Here is a 20,524-nt window from a genome sequence, read left to right as displayed (position 1 = left end):
GGGAACTAGAGTTTTAATAACTGTCGCCTGAGTCAGTGGCGGGAGATTTTTCATGAATCTCCCGCCATTGGCTTGGGGTTAAAACATATTCAACGCGTAAGATGGCGAAAGGCCGGTAGATTCCGGTTGCTTTGTCATGGGGGAGAACACACGTGGCCAATCTGTTCGAACGTATTCTGCGAGCTGGCGATAAACGCATTCTGAAGCGACTGCGTTCATACGTTTCACAGATCAACGCACTCGAAGACTCCATCATGGAACTCACGGATGACGAGCTGCATTCCATGACGGATCAGTTCCGTGAGCGTTACGCGGCGGGCGAGAGCCTCGATGACATGCTCCCGGAAGCGTTCGCGGTGGTTCGAGAAGCCTCACAACGCACACTGGGTATGCGCCACTTTGATGTTCAGATGATGGGTGCGGCCGCCCTACACCTGGGCAATATCGCTGAGATGAAGACCGGTGAAGGTAAGACGCTCGTGGCTACCGCGGCCGCGTATCTCAACGCGATCTCCGGTAAGGGCGTCCACGTCGTGACGACCAACGACTTCCTCGCCAACTATCAGGGCGAGCTGATGTCGCGCCTCTACCGTTTCTTAGGAATGAGCACGGGCGTGATCGTTTCGAATCAGAAGCCTGCGGTGCGTCGTGAACAGTACGCCGCGGACATCACGTACGGAACCAATAACGAGTTCGGTTTCGACTATCTGCGTGACAACATGGCTTGGTCCAAGGATGAGCTGGTTCAGCGCGGCCACAACTTCGCGATCGTCGATGAGGTCGACTCGATTCTGATTGATGAGGCCCGTACTCCACTCATCATTTCCGGCCCCGCGCAGGGGGATGTGAACCGTTGGTACAGCGAGTTCTCCAAGCTCGTGCGTGGCATGAAGCTGGATGAAGATTATGAAGTCGATATCAAGAAGCGCACGGTGGGCGTTAAGGAATCGGGTATCGACAAGGTTGAGGACTACCTGGGTATCGACAACCTGTATGAGTCCGCGAATACTCCGCTGATCGGTTTCTTGAATAACGCGATCAAAGCTAAAGAACTGTTCAAGCGGGATAAAGACTATGTGGTCATGAACGGCGAGATCATGATCGTCGATGAGCACACGGGCCGTTCACTGCCTGGCCGCCGCTATTCGGAAGGCATGCACCAGGCGATCGAGGCTAAAGAAAACGTTGAGATCAAGGCCGAGAACCAGACCTTGGCAACGGTGACGTTGCAGAACTATTTCCGTCTCTATGACAAGCTCTCCGGCATGACCGGTACAGCTGAGACTGAGGCTGCGGAGTTCAACAACACGTATAAGCTCGGCGTGGTCCCGATCCCAACGAATAAGCCGATGCAGCGCGTGGATAAGCCGGACTTGATCTATAAGAACGAGATCTCAAAGTTTGAGGCGGTAGCTCAAGATATTGAGGACCGCCACCGCCTGGGCCAGCCGGTGCTGGTCGGTACAACATCGGTTGAGAAGTCCGAATACTTATCGCAAAAGCTTGCCAAGCGCGGTATCCGCCACGAGGTTTTGAACGCTAAGCAGCACGAACGCGAAGCCGCGGTTGTTGCTCAGGCCGGTAAGAAAGGCGCTGTCACGGTCGCTACGAACATGGCTGGCCGTGGTACTGACATCATGCTCGGCGGTAACGCTGAGTTCCTCGCCGTCACGGAGATGAAGAACCGTGGCTTGGATGCAGAGAATGATCCTGAGGGCTACCAAGCGGTCTGGGATGAGGTCTTTGACCATATCCAGGCTGAATGCGAAGCCGAAGGCGACGAAGTGCGCGAGCTGGGTGGCCTCTACGTTTTGGGTACCGAACGCCACGAATCCCGCCGTATCGATAACCAGTTGCGTGGTCGTTCCGGCCGTCAGGGTGACCCTGGTGAGTCTCGTTTCTATCTGTCGATGTCGGATGAGCTCATGCGTCGGTTCAATGCCGGTATGGCAGAACGCATCATGAACTCGCCAAACATGCCGGATGATATGGCGCTTGAATCGAAGATGGTTTCGCGTGCCATCGAGTCCGCTCAGCGCCAGGTTGAGTCTGTCAACACGGAGCAGCGTAAGAACGTTCTGAAGTATGACGATGTGATGAACCGTCAGCGTGAAGCGATCTATGCTGACCGCCGCCAGATCCTCGAAGGCGAAGACTTGGGTGAGCGGATCAAGCAGTTCATCGAAGACGCCGTGGGTGCGATGGTCACCGAAACCACTCTGGCCGGTGAGCCGTATGATTGGGACCTCGACGCGTTGTGGAGCAACCTGCGGGTTCTCTACCCGGTAACGCTGAGCCCGGAGGACCTCATTGAGGAAGCCGGCGGCGATAAGGGTGGCTTGACCGCGGAGATGCTCAAAGAAGAGATTGTCTCTGATGCGATGGTCGCTTATGAACGCCGCGAGGAGTACTTGGGTTCGAGCACGATGCGTGACCTTGAGCGCCGTGTTGTGTTGTCTTCGATCGGCCGTAAGTGGCAAGAACACCTCTACGAGATGGATTACCTCAAGGAGGGCATCGGTTTGCGTGCGATGGCTCAGCGTGACCCGCTGGTTGAGTATCAGCGCGAAGGCTATGAAATGTTCGAGGCCATGATGGAAGCGATCCGTGAGGATTCGGTTTCCCTCTTGTTCCATGCCGAGGTGGAGCCGGGCCATGACGCCGGTGAGGCTCGCGGTGCTGGCCTGATGGATGCCCAGACGAGCCAGGAAGATCTCGAGTATTCGGCGCCGGATGAAAGCGGGGAGGCGCGTACTCGCCGGACTCGCGCTGCCAAGGAAGGGCCGAGGATGACCGGTAAACAAGCACGTAAGGCTAAGAAGCGTTCACGCAAGCGCCACTAGCTTCCAAACGGATGAGCGAACTAGGGCGCAGAGTTAGAGCGTTGACCTAGGTAGCGGTTCTGATGCAGTGGGGTTTGCACACCAGCCTGGTGTGCAAACCCCACTGTTGATTTAGCTTTGCTTTCACCCGATGTGTACGTCGGTGCAACGCAACCTGCGGCCGTGTGGTTTCAGGGTGAAGGCGATGGCGCTACCCCGCGCGGGGTGAGGATGCTCGCGCAACATTCAAGCGTGGGGAGTGCGCGGGTGTCTTCGTGTTTGTATTGGGCTTGGACGTGGCATGAGATGAGTGAAAGTGTCCGCCACGGCCACGGGGTTGCGTTCGCTTGGGATGCTTCGCGTTCCCAACCGGCACGGTTTTGGACTTTGTTGAGTGGCATGAGTTCAAACCACCCGGCCAAAGCGAGGGAGGGGCGACGCCCGGAGAGTACATCGGCGATCGCTTGAGCTACCGTTCGTGCCAGATGCTGATGCGCCGGAGCACCCGCCCGCACTGAAGACTGTGCCGTGCTTAATGGCTGTGCTGATAATGGTGGTGCTGGCACGGGTGCACCTGTTGATGCGGTTGCAAGTGCGGCAGCTGTGGTTGGTTCGCAAAGGGGTGCGGTGGTCATGGGAAGTCCTTTGTTTCCTTGCTGTGATGTGTCAGTAGAGGGCAGTGGGATGACTGCAGGGATGCATTGCTAGTACAGGGCTGGATTGCTAGTACAGGGCGCTGCGCTGTTTAGACGGGGATGTGTAGCTCTTGGCCGGGCATGATCAGGTGGGGATTGTCTCCGAGGAGATCGCGGTTAGCATGGTGCCATCGGTTGGTTTCGGTTGCGATTTGTTGTGGTGTTGCGCCGGGTCCTAGGTGGCGTGCCGCGATGTCCCAGAGTGTGTCGCCCGATGTGACTACCACGGTGTCGTTTCGAGCTGGTGTACCCATGTTGCGGGGTAGGGGGACGGGGTCGGATTTCTTGATTGTGAAGGTCTCTTGCTGCTGTTTCGTTGATGGTGCTTGTTGCTCTTGGTCGTCGATCGGGAAGGCGGCGCTGAAGGGTGTGGGAGAGGTGTGCGTGGTGGTTTCGGTTGTGACCACGGTTGTGTCAGGCGTGGGTGCCGCGTGGGATGTTGCCGGAGCTGCGAGGATCAGGCCTGCGGCAACAGCTGATGCGCGGGGGACCCAGCGGCTCCAACGTTCGGTGCTCACGCCGAGTGAGCTGAGGCCGCGTAGGAGGAGGGCGAGCGTGTGGGTGAACAGAAGCCAAGCGCTGATGAGGCATAGGGCCCAGGCCCCGATGCGGGCAATGAGGGTGTCCGCTGACTCTGCGGCTGGGAACCACGGGTTGAGTAAGGCAAGGCCGGTAGCTCCGATGATGAGGCCTAAAACTGGGGCGATCCAAGCGGCTGTGATGTGAATGCGTGAGGCTTTCTGATTCATGTCGTTGCCCTCTTTTGAGACTCGAGAACTGTGTGTTTCTCAGCGCCTATTGAGTGCTGTAGGGAGGTGCCTCCCTATGGGCGCCAATTTGTTGTGCTTTGATTCTGTTTGATGTTTCGCGTTGGTGTCAAGAGGTAATTTTTTCAGTAGCCTGTGAACATGCGTTTTGACGATCTATTCGAGGACATGGCCCATGAGCTGCAGGCTGGGCAATGGCAAGAGATGCGTGCCGAAGCTGGCGAGCTGGCGCGGGCGGAGTACGCGAGGCGAGGGTTCCTCACCGAGATCGCCGGCGCACATGTGAAAGTTCATGCGAGTGGGCACTCGTTTACAGGCGCGGTCGCGGCAGTGGGTGTGGGGTGGTTCGGTGTTGAGACTGCAACCGAGTCGTGGATGTTCCCGGATCAGGGCGGTGCCTGGGTAGAGGTTCTTATGCCTAACGCTGGTGTGCGCGAGCGTGACATGAAGGGTTCGTGTCGCCGCACCAAAGCTCCATGGAAGTCGGCTCTACGTGCGATAGGTAGGGACCGTCAGAGCGTTCGTTTCATCTTGTCTGACGGGGTGGTGGGCAGTGGCCTCATCGTTGCTGTGGGGGCGGACTTTATCCGTCTGCAAGCCCAGGTGGGTGGGACCGCGGCCCGCTCGCTTGTGCTGGTTCCGTTGGTGGCGCTCGTGGCGGTATCTGCGGTATCGACTAGCTAAACGCATCCCGTCGAACCCTACTCAAGGAGAACCTGTGTGAGACCTGTGTCCGAGATGCCGGATAGCACTACTTGTCAGTAGTTGTTGTAGTTCATCGTGCTGGTTATCGTCTAAGCATGCTTGTAAGCGACCTCGCGAGGCATCGAACCGCGAGGCATCGAACCACGCGGCGGAGCATCGTGCATGGCTACCAAGCGATGCGCGGCTGTCCATCGCGCACGGTCCTCGCGAGCACGCAGGTGTAAAGAGCTTGAGGTGAACAATGACTGACCGCAGTGGCAATAGTTCGTCAGTGATGCGCTGGCAACCAGCTAGTTGGCGTGACCCTAGGCTTGTTATCGGCATCGTCCTGGTTGTCGCATCTATTCTGGGCGTCGTCTTGCTGGTGCGTTCGGTAACCCGCACGGACACCTACATGGTCGCAGCACATGATCTTGCCCCGGGGACCGTCCTGACTGAGAAGGACGTGGTCCCGGTTGAGGTTCGGCTTGCTGGCCCGGGTGAGCGGTATGTTCCAAGCGACACCAAGCTAGGTGTAGTTCCTCGGGAGGTTGTGAACGTTCGCGGTAGGTGAAGACCTCCGGGCAGTATGGGGTTACCACAACTCCTGCCTGACCCGGAGGTCTTCATGTCTCACCCTAATGCACCCTTGACTGCTGAGGGTCGCCGGCGTCTTGCCGTGCTTATCGTCGAGGAAGGCTGGACGATTCGTCGAGCCGCCGAACGTTTCCAAGTCTCACCGGCTACCGCATCGAAATGGGCCAAACGCTACCTCGTCGGCGCCCCACTGACGGATCGGTCCTGCAGGCCACGTCGCTGTCCTAACCGGTTGTCTGTTCGCCGAGAACGCCGGATTATTGCGCTGCGGTTCACCCGCCAGTGGGGCCCACACCGGATCAGTTACCACTTGGGTATCCCACGGTCCACGGTTGGTAGAGTCTTGGCCCGGTACCAGATGCCGTTACTGGCCCATATCGATCGAGGAACAGGACTGCCCATCAGGACACCGCACATCGCGCGGTATGAGAAACAAGCCCCAGGTGAGCTGGTGCATGTTGATATCAAGAAACTTGGGCGGATCCCCGATGGTGGTGGCCACCGTATGCTTGGACCCGAGGCGCGCAAGAACGGTGGGTATGGAAAACACGGCAGGGGCTATGCCTTCTTACATCACGCCATCGATGACTATTCGAGACTCGCGTATTCAGAGATCCTTACCGATGAGAAGAAACAGACCGCGGCCGGGTTCTGGCAACGCGCTCAGGAGTTTTTCGCTCAAGCTGGGATCACCGTACAGGCAGTGATGACCGATAACGGCGCCTGCTACCGCTCACGCCTGTTCAACAACACGCTCGGGACAAAGATTAAACACCAGTTCACCAAGCCCTACCGGCCTCAGACCAACGGCAAAGTCGAACGCTTCAACCGTACTCTGACCCAAGAATGGGCCTACGCTAAGACCTATTACAGTGACGAAGCCCGAGCAGCGACCTACGAAGCCTGGCTACATCACTATAATCACCACCGACCCCACACCGGAATCGGAGGCCAAACCCCCGCCCAACGCGTTCACAACCTCACGGGGAACTACAGCTAGGCGGTGTGGTGGTGAGTGATTTCGTTTCGAAAGGTGAGTTGCTGCCTCGCCGCACCATCGAATCGGAGGCCCCCGCTGATTTGCGTTCGTTTTCGTTGACGTTGGAAGGCGCTCTCCCCGCGGGGGTGAAGGTCGGTAGCGGGGTGGATGTGTATGTGACCCCGAAGGACGCTGAGGAGGACGCCGAGCCGAAGCGCGTGCTTTCTGGTGTGCGAGTTGTGAAAGTTGATCGCGCTGATTCCGGTTTCGGTGTCACTCAGGGGCACGTCTTGGAAGTCCTGATTCCGCGTGAGGATGTTGCCACGATGGTTGGTCATGTTGCGCGCGAAAACGTAGTGAGCGTGGTTTCTGCCCCGCTTTCAGGCAAGGAATAGGGGTCGGCTGTGAGTTCTTCCGTTGTTTTGTTTGGCGAGTCCCCTGAAGTATTTGCCCGCTTGGAGTCAGAGGTCGGACTGGTTACCGTGGTGCGGGTCTGCACTGACGGGGCAGAGCTTTTAGCGACCCTAGCGGCCGGCTTGGCACGGTATGTGATTTTTGTGGACCAGTTCGATGAGGTCGATAGCGGTCTGGTCGATTCCGTCCACGCTGCCGGCGGCCGTGCTGTTGCGGTCACCAACGATGCGGCGGTGGCCTCGCGATTGCTCCGGCTTGGTGTCGGCTCGGTGAGCCGCTCGTCTTCGGCAGAAGTGATCGCAGAAGCGCTATCGCGTGCCGGCGGGCTTGTACCGGAACAGCCCCGTTCCTTACCTAAACGGCGGGGCCTGCGGCATATCGAACCTAAGCTGAAGACCCCTAAGGTTGTCGACCTTAAAGGTTTCGGAGTCCAAAGCGCGGCCCCCTCGAAATCGGAACCGGTGACGTCGAAACCAGACTCGGCCTCTCCGCAATCGGATTCGGTCCCGCCGAAAGTGGAGCCAGCCCCGTCGCGACCGGAGCCCGTGCCTACGAAACCGGAGCCAGCCCCGTCGGAACCGGAGTCCGTGTCTACGAAACCGGAGCCAACCTCTACAGAACAGGAGCCAGCTCCGTCCCAACAGGAATCAGCCTCTCCGCAACCGTCAAGTAGCTCGGAAGAATCGAAACCTGCCGGCCTGAAAGAGCTGAAACCACGCGCACCACTAGAAGAGAAGTCATTCGATGAGTTGGTGGCTGGAATCCCGGACGATCTTTCGCAGCTGTACGTGGTTGATCCGCGTACAGGAATGCTGAACCAGCCAGAGACCCAAACAGATCAAGCCGACTCACAGCATGCGGCTGGGCATAAACGGGGCCGCATCATCGTGGTATGGAGCGGTGCAGGCGCGCCAGGCCGCAGCTTTCTAGCGATCGAGCTAGCAACGGAAGCCGCGCTAGCCGGGAAGAAAGTCACGCTCGTGGACGCGGATACGCGCGCCTCGAGTATCGCCGCACGCCTAGGGATGCTGGGGGAGACCTCCGGGATCGTGCGTTTGTGTCGTTCGGTCGAAGCGGGCACGTTTTCACCCACCGCTGACACGGATGCGCATGCCCGCATCCGCATCGGGAAGGCTGTACTCCGCGTCACCACGGGACTTCCGCGGCCCAGCCGCTGGCAAGAGGTCGGTAAGGCCGCGCTCAAGCGTAGCCTCGAGGCGCTGCGTCAGGCTTCCGAGGTTGTGATTGTGGATGTCGCCGCACCGGCGGATAACGATCACGACGTCAGCTTCGACACGTTCGCCCCGCAACGTGATGACGCCACACTTACGGCCCTTGAAGTCGCCGATGACGTGGTGGTGGTCGGTACTGCGGACGCGGTAGGTTTGCCGCGTTTGATGCGGGCGGCCGCATACGCGCCCGAGCTCACGCAAGCACGGATTTCTGTTGTGGTGAACCAGGTGTCCAAGGGGGCCGTCCGAGGGGTCAAACGCGCGTGGGAACGCTTCGGGCCTAAGACGATGCAACCGGAGGTTTTCATCCCGAAAGATGCCGAGGCGGTAGAGCATGCACTGGAGGCCGCGACCGCGTTGAGCCACTCGGCGCCGCGCTCGCCGGTGCGCGCAGTGATACGGGAGTTTGCGCAGAGCTTGTGTGAGTGTGAAGAGAATCTGGAAACTCCCTTAAAACAGGTCCGTGGCAGGCGGTTTAAGGCTAGGCTAAATACGGCTCCATCTGTGACCCGGGGCACATAAAAATAGGCCGTTGCGTACGGCCGTGCGTCTAAACATGTGAAGGCGGTGGGTTGCGTGTCGAACACGCAGTCAGTTCCTCAGTCCGGCTCATCTGCGCAGTCTGGCTCATCTTCTCAGGCTGGCTCGTCTGTGCGGCCTGACTCGGTTCCTCAAACAAGCTGGCTTGGCGATGATGTTGTTGAGCGTTATGGCGCGGATATTGATGCGCAAGAACGTGAGGCGTTCGGTCTTGATCGGGTGAGGGAACTGCTGGAGCGGCACGCGTCAGTGGGGCGGGTTCGGCAGCCGGGTTCTGCGGTGGTCAGTGTTGAGCCGCATGAGCGGGGCACCGTTGTTTTCTTGGTTGCAGATGACATGCCGTTCATCGTTGATTCGGTGAGTAACTGCGTGGTGGAGTTCTCAAATAAGATTGGTTTCGTTTTCCACCCGACCTATATGGCGCACCGTTCGGTTGAGGATGGCACGCTGGTTGGTTTGAAGAAGGTTCCGCTTTCGGATGCGGCGCCGGCGTCTGAGAGCACTGCGGCGTTGCCCGCGTTGGGTATGTTGGCGGCACCTGAGGGCGCCCGAGCTGTCATTGAGTCGTGGACTGCGGTGTTGGTGACTGAGGAACTGGATGCTGATCAGCGCGCGCAGCTGCAGCAAGCTGTCGACTCGGTTTTGAAGGATGTTCGTAGCGCGGTTGAGGACTGGGAGCCGATGCGTGTGCAGGCCCGCCGTCTAGCTGATGCGCTTGAGGGGGATATCCCTTCGGTTCCTGAGAAGGAACGGCGTGAGGCCGCGGCGTTTTTGCGGTGGATGGATGATGATTCGTTCACGTTCTTGGGCTACCGCTATTACGAACTTGAACAAGACCAGGGCCGTGAGGTTTTGCGTGGCGATGTTGATTCGGCGTTGGGTCTGATGCGGCGTACGGATGCTGTTTCCCGTCCGTTGAGTGGTAAGGCCGCTCAGAAGGCGCGCGAGCCGCATCCACTGGTTTTGACTACCGCTAACCGCCGTTCCACGGTGCATCGTCGCGTGTATTTGGACTATGTGGGGGTCAAAGAGTTCGCGGCTGATGGTTCGGTGATCGGGGAGCACCGTTTCATTGGTTTGTACACGTTTGAGGCTCTGCGTCAACCGGTCACTGATGTTCCTGTGGTGCGTTCTAAGGTGCGGCGCGTGCTTTCGCGAATGGGGTTCTTGGCTACCTCGCACACGGGTAAGTCGATTCTGCGGATTCTTGAGTCGTATCCGCGTGAGGAGCTCATCCAATCGAGCACGGATGAGCTCACTGAGATTGTGGCGAAGATTGCCCGGTTGGGTGAGCAGCGCCGTACGCGTGCGTTCGTGCGGGGGGATGCTTTCGGCCGGTTTGTGACGGTCATGGTGTATTTGCCGCGTGATCGTTACAACACTACGGTCCGGTTGCGTGTTGAAGAAGAGCTTAAAGAGACTTTCGCGGCTGAGGCGATGGATCTGGATGTCTGGAATTCCCCGTCCACGGTGGTTCGGTTGACGTACCGGATCAAGGCTGGCGAAGGCGTTGACACGGTAGAGATTGATGAGCAGGCACTTGAGGCTCGCCTAACACGGGCGGTGCGTTCGTGGAGCGAGGGCATCCTTGAGGTGTTCACGCAGGAGCATGGTTCGCAGGAGGGTCTGCAGCATGCGCAGCAGTGGGCTGAGGCGTTCCCGGCTGATTACCGGGTGCGGTATGAGGTTGAAGATGCCCTTGATGATGTCCGTGCTTTTGAGCGGGTTGAAGATGATGAGGATTCTGCCGGTATCGGTCTGCGCTTGGACACGATTGATAACCCGGAAGAGCTCGATGTTGAGGCGGATGGCGTAACGATCGCTAAGTTGCGTCTGTACTTGAGCGAGCAGGCTCCGTTGTCCTCGATCATGCCGCATCTTGAGGCGTTGGGGATCCGCGTGATTCAGGAGCGTCCTTACGTTGTGGAGCCTTTGGGTGCCCGGGAACGTTATCTCTATATCCTCACGGTCGCATTGGCCCCTGAGATTGATATTGCCCGGATCGCTCCGTTGGTTGAAGATGCCTACCGGGCGGTTGCTGCTGGGCGCACGGAGTCTGATGCGTTGGAGGGTTTGGTCACGGCACAGGGCCTCACCTGGCATCAGGTCGCGATTTTCCGTGCTTATGTCCAGTATCTGCGCCAGTGCGGCTCGATGAACAGTGTTGACTTCGCGGCCACCACTTTGCTGCGGTATCCGGCGGTGACGGCTGCGCTATTGGGCTTGTTTGAGGCGCGTTTTGACCCGGACTTAGCGGGTGATCGTGAGCAGGGCCAGCAGGATGCCCGCGATGCGTTGGCATCGGCGTTGGATGATGTTGCGACCTTGGATGCGGATACGTGGATTCGACGTATGCGTGATGCGATGGGTGCCACGTTGCGCACGAACGCGTATCAGGGCAAACCTACTGTCGCGCTGAAGATCGCAACGGGTGAGTTGGGTTTCGCTCCGATGCCGCGTCCGTTCCGTGAGATCTGGGTTGATTCCCCGCGTGTTGCGGGTGTGCATTTGCGTTTTGGTGAGGTCGCCCGGGGTGGCTTGCGTTGGTCGGACCGTGAGGAGGATTTCCGTACGGAGGTTCTCGGTCTGGTGAAGGCCCAAGCTGTCAAGAACGCCGTGATCGTGCCTGCGGGTGCTAAGGGCGGTTTCTTCGCTAAACAGTTGCCTGATCCTGCTGTGGATCGTGGTGCTTGGGTTGAGGCTGGCCGGGCGGCGTATCAGGAGTTCATCCGTAGCTTGTTGGATATTACGGATAACTATGAGTACGCCGATGATGGCTCGCGTTCGGTGGTTCACCCTGAACGGGTTGTTGCTCACGATGGGGATGACCCGTATCTGGTGGTCGCCGCGGATAAGGGGACGGCGGCGTTTTCGGATACCGCTAACGAGATTTCCGCTGAGCGTGGTTTCTGGCTCGGCGATGCGTTCGCATCTGGCGGTTCGGTTGGTTATGACCACAAGGCGATGGGTATTACGGCCCGTGGCGCGTGGGAGTCGGCTAAGCGTCATTTCAAGACGCTGGGTACGGATGTGCAGTCTGAGGACTTCACGATGATCGGTATCGGTGACATGTCGGGGGACGTGTTCGGTAACGGCTTGATGCGTACCGAGCACGCGAAGTTGGTTGCCGCGTTTGATCACCGTGACGTGTTCATTGACCCGAATCCGGATCCGAAAGTTTCGTTTGAGGAGCGGGTGCGTCTGTATAACACGCCTCGTTCTTCGTGGCAGGACTATAACCCTGACTTGATCAGCTCAGGCGGTGGCGTGTTCTCGCGTTCCGCTAAGTCGGTTTCGGTCACCGAGCAGATGCGTGAGGTACTCGGTCTTGCTTCCGATGTGCGGGAGCTCACTCCGCAGGAACTGATTCGGGCCGTGCTGATGGCCCCGGTTGATTTGATCTATAACGGTGGCGTTGGCACGTACGTGAAGGCCGAATCGGAGACGAACGCTGACGTGGGGGATCGCGCTAACGATGCGATCCGTGTCGATGGTTCGCAACTGCGGGCTCGCGTGGTGGTTGAGGGCGGTAACCTCGGTTTCACTCAGGCAGGCCGCGTTGAGGCCGCGCAACTCGCGGGGACGGTCAATAACACTGACGCGATCGATAACTCGGGCGGTGTTGAGTCTTCGGACCGCGAGGTTAACATCAAGATTCTGATGGACGGCGCGGTCCGTGATGGTCGTCTTGCGTTTGAGGACCGGCCGGCGTTGTTGGCAGAGATGACTGACAATGTCGCCGACACCGTGTTGGCTACGAATAAGGCGCAGAATGTTTTGCTCGCTGCTGAGCGGGGTGTCGCGGTTGAATTCGCGCCGGCCTATGAACGTCTGATGGGCTTCCTTGAAGAATCGGTTGATCTTGACCGTGCGCTTGAAGACCTGCCGAGCTCGGATGAGTTCGCTGCTCGCAGGCAGGCGGGCGAGGGACTAACGACCCCTGAAACATCCGTGGTGGTTGCCTACACCAAGATGCAGCTGATCGATGCTCTGGTGGATTCTGATCTGCCGGAGGATCCTGCCATGCAGAAGGTCCTGGAAGCGTATTTCCCTCCTCAGCTGGTTGAACGTTTCCCTGAAGCGCTCGCCGCGCATCCGTTGCGCCGTGAGATCATCGCGACGATGGTCGCTAACCGCATCGTGAACATCGGTGGCGTGACGTATGCGTTCCGTGCGATGGAGGAGACGGGTGCGGACGCGGCGCGTCTGGCTCGGGCTTTCTTAGCGATGGACGAGGTTTACGGCATCGCTGAGCAGGTTGAGGCGATCGCCCAGTTGCCGGCAACGATCGATGATGAACTGTGGCTGCAGTTGCACGTGGATTTGCGGCGGCTTCTGGATCGTGTGACGCGGTGGGTTCTGGAGCACGAGGCTCTGGATAGTTCAGTTGATGAGATCCTTGCGAAGTTCGCTGATCCTGTGGCTCGGTTGCGTGAGGGTCTGCCGGGCATGGTGTGTGGCGTGGATGCCCAACGCACGCGTGCATGGTTTGAACGTGATGTTGAGGCGGGGCTTCCTGAGGAGCTCGCGCAGCGGCATAGCTTGGACTTTGAGTCCTACACGTTGCTGGATATCACCGCGTTGGCGTCAACGGGCGAGTGGGAGCTTGAGGAAGCCGCTGAGGTCTATTACGCGGTGTATGAGCGTTACGGAGTGGACGATCTGCTCTCGCAGATCAGCCAGTTGCCGCGCTCTTCACGGTGGGAAGCGTTGGCGCGCAGCTCACTGCGTGATGACCTTTATGCCGCGGTGCTTGGTTTGACCCGCGCGGTTCTAGAAGAGACGGAGGGCACCGAATCACCGGACGTTAGCGATGCGGATGGCGTGGAGCTGTCTGCCGCGCAGGCTCGTGTGGTTGCGTGGGAGCAGCGTGATGCTGGCCGGATTGAGCGGGCGCACGAGCAGCTTGATGCGGTGCGTGAGGTAGGCGGCGGCCAGATGGCTCCGTTGTTGGTGGCTACACGAACTTTGCGTTCGATGATCGGCCGCTGAAGCTAGTTCCGGCAGGCGTGTGTTGGGTGTGGCCAGCGAGTATTCGCTGGCCACGCCCAGTTATATTGTGCCCGTTAAGGCAACTGGGGCGGTTGATCTTCCCCGGATCTACCGCCCCAGTTGGCTTGGTGGGGCCCCATGCTTGCGTCCGTTCCATAGACGCCGAGTCATGAGCCCCGTGCTTGTTACATGAACGCGCGGACTTTGCGGACGTAGTCCCTGGTGTCTGCGTACATTCCGTACCGCTTGATGCCGGCGAGGCCCTGGTAGTAGGCGCCGATGGCTTGGTCGCGGTTGTCCGCATTGTTGTGCAGGTACTTGATGAACAGGACCCCGGCGGTGACGTTGTCGTGCGGGTCGAGCGGATCCAGCTGACGGCCGATCGTGTTGCCCATCCATTTAGCGGTGGATGGCAGAACCTGCATGGTGCCGACAGCGTTAGCAGGGGACACAGCGCGGGCATCAAAGCCGGATTCGATTTGTGCATGTGCCAGGGCCAATCGTGGGTCCACGCCATAGCGGACTGCCGTGTCGGCGACGATCTGCCGCATCTGAGCGCGGGAAGGCACCTGGCGCGCAAGCAGTGTGCGCTTGGATGCGTTGGCGTTGGCGTGCGTCTGCGCATCGTAGGTGTAGTGCAGGAACTTATTGGAGACCAACGAGTTGTTTGCCGCCCGCTTGGTGGTCTTCGACGCGGTCCTCGCGGCGGTCTTTGGGGCGGACGCGGTGCCGCTGAGCTTGATCTTCTGGCCCGGGTAGATGATTGTGGAGGCGCCCATGTTGTTGGCGCGGAAGATGGTGGCGAGGCTCACGCCGCTCTTGGAAGCGATGGCTGAGAGGGTGTCGCCCGCCCGCACCGTGTAGGTCTTAACTGCAGAGCCGGCGCGTGTTGACCGTGCCTTGCGAGTGGCCTGCTTCTTACCTGCTGGCTTTGACTTCTGAACGCCTGGCTTAGGGAGGCTCGCACCTCGGCTGATGGTCAACTTCTGGCCTGGGAAGATCAAAGACGAGGCCTTGAGCTTGTTCAGGCGCAGAACCTGCTCCACGGGTACGCCGTGCCGGGATGCAAGGCCCCACACGGTGTCGCCGGCCTTAACAGTGACGGTCTTGGCTTTCGGCTTGGCCGCCGCAACCAGTGTTGCGGTGCGCGCCTTTGCTTCTGCGACGTTGGCTGGCGTTGGGACTGCTGCGGGACGCACCGTCGGCTTGAATGCCGGGGTGTTGCTTGCGTGAGCGGTTCCCGCGAGGGAGCCGAGGGTCGAGAGGGTGATGATGGGCAGGGCCGCCGTGGCGATAGCGCCATTGACGGCTGTGCGGCGCGGAGGCGTTGGAGCCATGATTGCTGACCTCACGTTGTGGGGACTTACTTACTGCACTGTTCTCTGCATCGTGCAGGTGGTGTCCGTGAGAAGCCAGGAGGGGCAGCTCCCGGGTTCAGCAGTTGCTGTTCTGTTATCCCGCAGACAACACCGTGATGCAAATGTGACATCTGTGAATATACAAGAACAAAGTTCCTAATGTAAACCCAAGTTGTAAAAGTTTCTCAAGAGGCACCTGTGACAGAAGTTAGAAAAGTGGCGACTGGGGCAAATGTGACTGTTGTGACTCATGTGTAATGGTGAGGCACGATCGACTGCGGCAACACAGGCTTCGCCACGACATCTCAGGCTTCGCCACGGCAACACAGGGCCCGGATCGTGGAAAACAACACTTCTTGGGCGAGTGTGTGCCACAGTGGTGGTGTGCAGAATTCAGTACAGAATCATCAGGCGCCGTATGGCGAACAGGACCTTGAAACGCTGGTAGGCGAGTGGACGACCGTCCCAGACCTTGTCGAGTCCACCGATCTTGATGTGCGCGAGCTGCGTCGCTTGCTCGATGTTCGCGCGATCCTCGCTGTTCCCATCGGAGAGCGTGGCGTGAAGAAGATTCCGGCACGCTTTTTCCGCGATGGAGTGCCCCTAGATTCGCTCAAGGGCACCATTCAGGTGCTCACCGATGCCGGGTACAGCGACGAAGAGCTCATCGCGTGGCTCTTCACGGAGGACGAGACCCTGCCAGGCAGCCCCATGGATACGCTGGAAGCAGGGCGCAAGAGCGAGATTCGCCGCCGCGCATCAGCCCTGGCCTGGTAGTAGCCACCGGTCAGCAACGGCTGAGTTGAGCAGTGACGCTGAGCTGACTCGTGGATCGCTGACTCGTAGAACTGAAGCGCGCAGCGGCGCTGTTAGGCGTGGCGGCGGACTGCCGCGGATGCGACCGAGCGTAGCCCTTCGCGGGCTTGGGCTGGGATGTCAAGGCCATCGAGTGCGTTCATCGCTTGGTTGTAGAGCGCATCGATCTGGCTGGCGTGTTCTTCTGCTGCACCGGAGTCACGGATCAGTTCGCGCACCTTCTCGATCGTGGCGTCATCAAGGTCATCGCGGCCCAGGACGGATTCGAGCCAGGCTTGCTGTTCGGTATTGATCCGTTGGCGGGTCAACGCGATGAGCAGAGTGCGTTTGCCTTCGCGGATATCGTCTCCGGCAGGCTTACCGGTTTGGGCTGGGTCGCCGAATACGCCGAGTTCGTCGTCGCGCAACTGGAACGCTTGCCCTGCCGGCAGGGAGAAATCGGACAGCCCGTCGAGGAGCTCTTGATCCGCACCGGCCAGTGCGGCACCGAGCAGGGTTGGCTTTTCGGCCGAATAGCGGGCCGCTTTATACGTCACGATCGTCCAGGAGTTCTCCGCCGCCTCATCCGGGGAGAGCTGGGAGCCGGTTTGCTCAGCTAAGACGTCAAGGTATTGTCCCGCCATGACCTGGGTGCGCATCTCGTCGAAGAGCTCACGAGCAGTAGGCCCGGCTTCTGCGCGGTTGAAGAGGGTTTCGCTCAAGGCCAGCGCGATGTCACCTGCGAGGATCGCGCCTGCAATACCGAACTCTGAAGCAGACCGATTCCATCCGTTGTCCCGGTGTAGCGCCTCAAGTTTGCGATGCACCGCGGGCTGGCCGCGGCGGGTGTCTGAATGGTCGATGATGTCGTCATGGATGAGCGCGGCGGCCTGGAACAGCTCAAGTGAGGTGCCTAGGGTGAGGAGGCGTTCATCATCTGGGCTGCCTCCCGCAGCGAGTGCCCCCCACAGCGCGAAAATGGGGCGGAGCCGCTTACCGCCTGAGCTGAGAGCGCTGATCGCATCGATCAAATCGTTAGTGCGGGGGCTCACGCGGGTGAGGTCTTGGCGTTGCTGTTCAAAGAAGGTTTTGACGTGTTCTTCGATGGCGTCGCGGAAGAGCGCGCTGATGCGCTCGGGCGAGGTGTCTGGGCTCAAGCCTGCCAGGGATGCCTTCGTAGAATCAGTCATGTCACCATTCTAGCGACGCGCGGTTCTTACGCGGGCCTGTCCCGCCGCCTGTCGAGGCGGAGCGGGGCGGCCAGGTGAGGTACTGAACTGATGGGAGGTGGTTGCCGGGTGAGTGAAGCGAGGCGTAGGCCGGAGCGGGTGATCGCTCACGTTGATATCGATGCGTTCTTTGTTTCGGTCGAGCGGATCCTTGACCCTACCTTGCAGAACCGCCCGATCATCGTGTCTCAAGACAGTCCGCGAGCCGTGGTGCTATCTGCTTCGTATGATGTGCGGGCCTATGGGGTGCATTCGGGGCAGCCGGTAGCGCAGGCCAAAAACATGGCTCCGCACGCGTTGATTGTCCCGCCCACACGCTCTGCCTATGGTGAAGCGTCGGCGCGCGTCATGGAGGTTCTAAAGGATCTGACCCCGTTGGTTGAGCAGGTGAGCGTGGATGAGGCGTTTATGGACATCACCGGGGTTATGCGCCACTATGCCAACCCGTTTCATTGTGCGCAGGTGGCGCGGGAGCGCATCAAACAGGCGGTGGGTTTGCCGGCTTCGGTGGGGCTTGCGCCGAATAAGTTTCTGGCGAAGATGGCTAGCGATAAAGCGAAGCCGGACGGCGTGTATGCGATCACGCCTGCAGATGTTGAAGGTTTCATGCAAGCGTTACCGGTGGGTGAGCTGTTTGGGGTAGGTAAAGCCACTGAGCAGAAGCTGCATTCGCAAGGGCTCATGACCGCCGGCGATGTTGCTCAGGCTGATCCGCGCCGGATGATGCGCGTGCTAGGTAAGCATGGGCCGGATCTGATCAAGCTCGCGCAGGGGATCGATCCGCGCCCAGTGGTGACCGAGAGGGTCGAGAAGTCGATTTCTCATGAACACACGTTCGATGTTGATGTCACGGATGAAGCGCACTTGCGTACCTGGATCAAGGAGTTGTCCTTCAAAGTCGGTGAGCGTGTCCGGGCTGCCGGGCATCGTTTCTATGTTGTGGGTTTGAAGGTCCGATGGGATGATTTCACGACCGTTTCGAGGCAACGCCGCCTCAGTGACCCGACTGACTCTTCCTCAGTTATGAGCGAAGTGGCGCTATCCTTGCTTTCCGCTTTGCCACGCCCGTTGAAACCCGTCCGCTTGATCGGGGTGCGGGCGGGGGAGTTCGCCTCGGAATGGGAAGGTGAGCAACTCATGTTCGAATGGGAAGAAGCATTCAGCGACCACAGCGGGCGTGAACACGGTGGTAGCGAAGGCAACGCGACCGGACGCAGTGGGATACAACAACGTAGCGGGAGAGAGCATGCGGGACCTGCGGCACGGGCTGCGGGTTCGCAAGCGGAGAAAACGATGGACGCGATTAACGCGCGTTTCAAGGACAGTGTGCGTCCCGCATCGTTATTGAGAGGGGGTGAAGGTGAAGAAAAGCGTAGTGGCGGATAGGAAGTCGGCTCGAACTGTTAGCGCCCGCCTGCGTACAATGGGAATCCAGGAGTGGTCCGAAGAAGGGGGAAGCCGTGGGTTTATCTGAGAGTGAGCGTCGCATGCTCGCTGAGATGGAGAAACAACTCCACGCAGATCCACAGTTTTCGAGCACAATGCGCCGCGTTGAACAGACGCCGCAGAATAAGCTGAGCACCCGCAACATCGCGCTCGGTGCGCTGATCGCATTCGCTGGCTTGGGCCTCCTCCTGCTCGGTATCGGCATCAGCGCAGGGCTGATCGTGACCGTGATCATGGGGATCGCAGGGTTCGGGATCATGGTCGCCGGTGCCGCACTCGCAATGCGAAAGACTGAACAAGAAGTCACCACAGAAAGCCCCAGCCAGCCAACTAAACGGCGAGGCGAAAGCCTGATGGCGCGGCTTGAAAAAGACTGGGACAACCGCCACAACCAAAACTAAGCGCCAACTCTCAACGTCAGGAGCTAGGCGGCAGGCCCCCGACACACACGCCAGAGACTCTCAGGTGGGTTCGAACATAGCCTTCGAACCCACTGTAATGTGTCGGGACATCGTTCATACGATGTCCCGACATTTTTTATGTTCTGGAGCGTTGATGTGTCGCGACTGTATTGATGTGTCGGGTCATCGTTCCGGTTTTTTGGTGGATGTGTCAGGACATCGTTCCGTTTTTTGGGTTGGTAGTTTTTGGTGGGGTCGATGGTGTAGGCGCCAATGATTTCGCCTGTTGCTTTGTTGATGGCGAGGGGCTTCGGGGCCGTTGACGAGCAGGATGATGCGTTGTCTGTTGTGGGCGTGGCCGATGCCGAGGAGGCGGAGTTTTCCGGCGTAGCGGAGGGTGTAAACGAGTCCGTTATCGGTCAGGGTTGCTGCTGGCAGTCCGTGTGTCTCGGTGGCTTCTAGGAAGGTGTTGACCACGATGTGGCCGGTGATTCTGGGGTGGACGCTGATGTGGGTGAGGTAGCGGGAGTGGTCATCGAGCCAGGAGATGATTTCGGTGTCGGTACCATCGGCTAGCGGCCAGTGGGTGACGTCGGACTGCCACAGGCTGTTGGGTGCGGGGGCTTGGAATCGTTGCCACGAGGAGCGGGGCCGTTTTTGTGGTTGAGGTTGGATTGTCCCGGCTGTTTTCAGGATCCGGAAGATGGTGCTGGTTGAGGGGCGAGTCTGCTCGGGTAGCAGGTCATAGATCGTTGCGGCGCCTGCGTCGAGGCCGTCTCGAAGGAGTTGGTGGCGTAGCGCGAGGATAGTTTCGCGTAGTTTTTCTGGTGTCTGGTTGGGGTTGGTGTGCGGGCGTTTGGAATGTGGGTGGAGTGCTTCAATCCCGCCGATACGGAAGCGTTTGAGCAAGGTCCTGATCCAACGGGTGCTGACACCAAAATGTGTGGCTGCGTCTTTGACGCTCATCCCGCCGTCATTGATTGCTAGCACGATCGCTCTGTTGCGTGTGTATGTCATACCTCAGCATGCCGGCCCACCCTCCCTGGTGGGAACGATGTCGTGACAGATGGGTGAAGGATGTCGTGAGACATGCCTGGAAGGGTGTCGTGGCACATCTGTGGGTGGGTTGGGGTGGTTAGGGGCGAACGATGTCGTGAAACCAAACATAGCCTTCGAGCCCACCTTTTCTATGTTCAAACCCCTCTCGCAAGACGAGTAAGAGATTTTGCTAAACGCCATTCGACGACATGGCAAAAAAGAGTCTTGTGTGACTTGCCTCACGCCACTTCTTGGTCTACGATCAACTTACATTGTCAAAGGGGTTTACAAAGGACAGTGCTTTATCGGTATCGCTCTACGAATTGTGAGGTAGTCATAATGAACAAGAAGCCTTCATCGAGATTTCTTATGCGCAGTATTGCGGTCGGTGCTCTGACCTGATGGCTTTGGGGACTAGCGTCACTGCAACTCAGGCAGCCACTCTGTATGACCACATTAATTATGGGAATAAGATGGGAAGCTGGAAATCAGGGAATCTTCCAAAGTGGGCGAACGACCGCGCAAGCTCCATTAA

At 58.9% G+C, this 20,524-nt stretch carries 15 protein-coding genes; 10 read left to right on the top strand and 5 right to left on the bottom strand.

Translation table 11 applies throughout. The features are described from left to right. The first annotated feature begins 152 nt into the window (after positions 1-152). Positions 153-2,843, top strand: coding sequence for a preprotein translocase subunit SecA (gene secA, locus J2S67_RS05765; protein WP_035754450.1), 2,691 nt, complete (start codon positions 153-155; stop codon positions 2,841-2,843). Between the two features lie 170 nt (positions 2,844-3,013). Here the strand turns inward: secA and J2S67_RS09855 are convergent, their stop codons facing one another. After that, entirely contained in the window at positions 3,014-3,223 is a 210-nt protein-coding gene (locus J2S67_RS09855) for a hypothetical protein (RefSeq protein WP_377648800.1), read from the bottom strand. Between the two features lie 344 nt (positions 3,224-3,567). Further along, positions 3,568-4,266: a LysM peptidoglycan-binding domain-containing protein gene (locus J2S67_RS05755; RefSeq protein WP_310247113.1), complete on the bottom strand. Its 699-nt coding sequence runs from the start codon at positions 4,264-4,266 to the stop codon at positions 3,568-3,570. Positions 4,267-4,425: 159 nt separating this feature from the next. Here J2S67_RS05755 and J2S67_RS05750 point away from each other — a divergent pair, with 159 nt between their 5' ends. The 6 genes from J2S67_RS05750 to J2S67_RS05725 all read left to right on the top strand — a co-directional run bounded on the left by J2S67_RS05750 (position 4,426) and on the right by J2S67_RS05725 (position 13,722). Further along, on the top strand, positions 4,426-4,968 hold the full coding sequence (locus tag J2S67_RS05750) for a hypothetical protein (protein WP_070507125.1): 543 nt from the start codon (positions 4,426-4,428) through the stop codon (positions 4,966-4,968). 262 nt (positions 4,969-5,230) lie between these two features. Continuing rightward, on the top strand, positions 5,231-5,542 hold the full coding sequence (locus J2S67_RS05745) for an SAF domain-containing protein (protein ID WP_310247110.1): 312 nt from the start codon (positions 5,231-5,233) through the stop codon (positions 5,540-5,542). A gap of 54 nt (positions 5,543-5,596) precedes the next feature. After that, complete coding sequence (locus J2S67_RS05740) at positions 5,597-6,565, top strand: IS481 family transposase (RefSeq protein WP_310247107.1); 969 nt, start codon at positions 5,597-5,599, stop codon at positions 6,563-6,565. Positions 6,566-6,576: 11 nt separating this feature from the next. Further along, entirely contained in the window at positions 6,577-6,939 is a 363-nt protein-coding gene (locus J2S67_RS05735) for a hypothetical protein (protein ID WP_310247104.1), read from the top strand. A gap of 9 nt (positions 6,940-6,948) precedes the next feature. After that, positions 6,949-8,712 (top strand): hypothetical protein, encoded by a 1,764-nt coding sequence (locus J2S67_RS05730; protein WP_310247099.1) that lies wholly within the window; start codon positions 6,949-6,951, stop codon positions 8,710-8,712. 54 nt (positions 8,713-8,766) lie between these two features. Next, positions 8,767-13,722, top strand: a complete 4,956-nt coding sequence (locus J2S67_RS05725; RefSeq protein WP_310247097.1) for an NAD-glutamate dehydrogenase — start codon at positions 8,767-8,769, stop codon at positions 13,720-13,722. 185 nt (positions 13,723-13,907) lie between these two features. Here the strand turns inward: J2S67_RS05725 and J2S67_RS05720 are convergent, their stop codons facing one another. Next, the gene (locus J2S67_RS05720) at positions 13,908-15,059 is read right to left on the bottom strand and encodes a LysM peptidoglycan-binding domain-containing protein (protein ID WP_310247094.1); all 1,152 of its coding nucleotides are present in this window, start codon (positions 15,057-15,059) and stop codon (positions 13,908-13,910) included. 405 nt (positions 15,060-15,464) lie between these two features. Between J2S67_RS05720 and J2S67_RS05715 the strand changes: the two genes are divergently transcribed. Then, positions 15,465-15,857, top strand: a complete 393-nt coding sequence (locus J2S67_RS05715; protein WP_310247091.1) for an Rv2175c family DNA-binding protein — start codon at positions 15,465-15,467, stop codon at positions 15,855-15,857. Positions 15,858-15,949: 92 nt separating this feature from the next. On the opposite strand, the gene J2S67_RS05710 is transcribed toward J2S67_RS05715, so the two are convergent. Then, the gene (locus J2S67_RS05710; protein ID WP_035754461.1) at positions 15,950-17,065 is read right to left on the bottom strand and encodes a polyprenyl synthetase family protein; all 1,116 of its coding nucleotides are present in this window, start codon (positions 17,063-17,065) and stop codon (positions 15,950-15,952) included. 108 nt (positions 17,066-17,173) lie between these two features. On the opposite strand from J2S67_RS05710, the gene dinB reads away from it, so the two are divergent. Next, a complete protein-coding gene (dinB, locus tag J2S67_RS05705) occupies positions 17,174-18,490 on the top strand; it encodes a DNA polymerase IV (RefSeq protein ID WP_310247087.1) in 1,317 nt (438 codons plus the stop codon). Between the two features lie 74 nt (positions 18,491-18,564). Further along, positions 18,565-18,951, top strand: a complete 387-nt coding sequence (locus tag J2S67_RS05700) for a DUF3040 domain-containing protein (RefSeq protein WP_070507117.1) — start codon at positions 18,565-18,567, stop codon at positions 18,949-18,951. A gap of 183 nt (positions 18,952-19,134) precedes the next feature. Here the strand turns inward: J2S67_RS05700 and J2S67_RS05695 are convergent, their stop codons facing one another. Continuing rightward, positions 19,135-19,941, bottom strand: a complete 807-nt coding sequence (locus tag J2S67_RS05695; protein WP_310247082.1) for a DDE-type integrase/transposase/recombinase — start codon at positions 19,939-19,941, stop codon at positions 19,135-19,137. Between the last annotated feature and the right edge of the window lie 583 nt (positions 19,942-20,524).

Source organism: Pseudoglutamicibacter albus, assembly GCF_031458175.1.
Lineage (GTDB): Bacteria > Actinomycetota > Actinomycetes > Actinomycetales > Micrococcaceae > Pseudoglutamicibacter > Pseudoglutamicibacter albus.
Note: the sequence above shows the minus strand (reverse complement) of the source record. Positions and strands in the feature narration are given on the sequence as shown.

Bases quoted from the DNA above. Each gene is read 5' to 3' on its own strand.
- J2S67_RS09855 (WP_377648800.1), bottom strand. From the start codon at position 3,223: ATGCCACTCAACAAAGTCCAAAACCGTGCCGGTTGGGAACGCGAAGCA.
- J2S67_RS05755 (WP_310247113.1), bottom strand. From the start codon at position 4,266: ATGAATCAGAAAGCCTCACGCATTCACATCACAGCCGCTTGGATCGCC.
- J2S67_RS05750 (WP_070507125.1), top strand. From the start codon at position 4,426: ATGCGTTTTGACGATCTATTCGAGGACATGGCCCATGAGCTGCAGGCT.
- J2S67_RS05745 (WP_310247110.1), top strand. From the start codon at position 5,231: ATGACTGACCGCAGTGGCAATAGTTCGTCAGTGATGCGCTGGCAACCA.
- J2S67_RS05740 (WP_310247107.1), top strand. From the start codon at position 5,597: ATGTCTCACCCTAATGCACCCTTGACTGCTGAGGGTCGCCGGCGTCTT.
- J2S67_RS05720 (WP_310247094.1), bottom strand. From the start codon at position 15,059: ATGGCTCCAACGCCTCCGCGCCGCACAGCCGTCAATGGCGCTATCGCC.
- J2S67_RS05710 (WP_035754461.1), bottom strand. From the start codon at position 17,065: ATGACTGATTCTACGAAGGCATCCCTGGCAGGCTTGAGCCCAGACACC.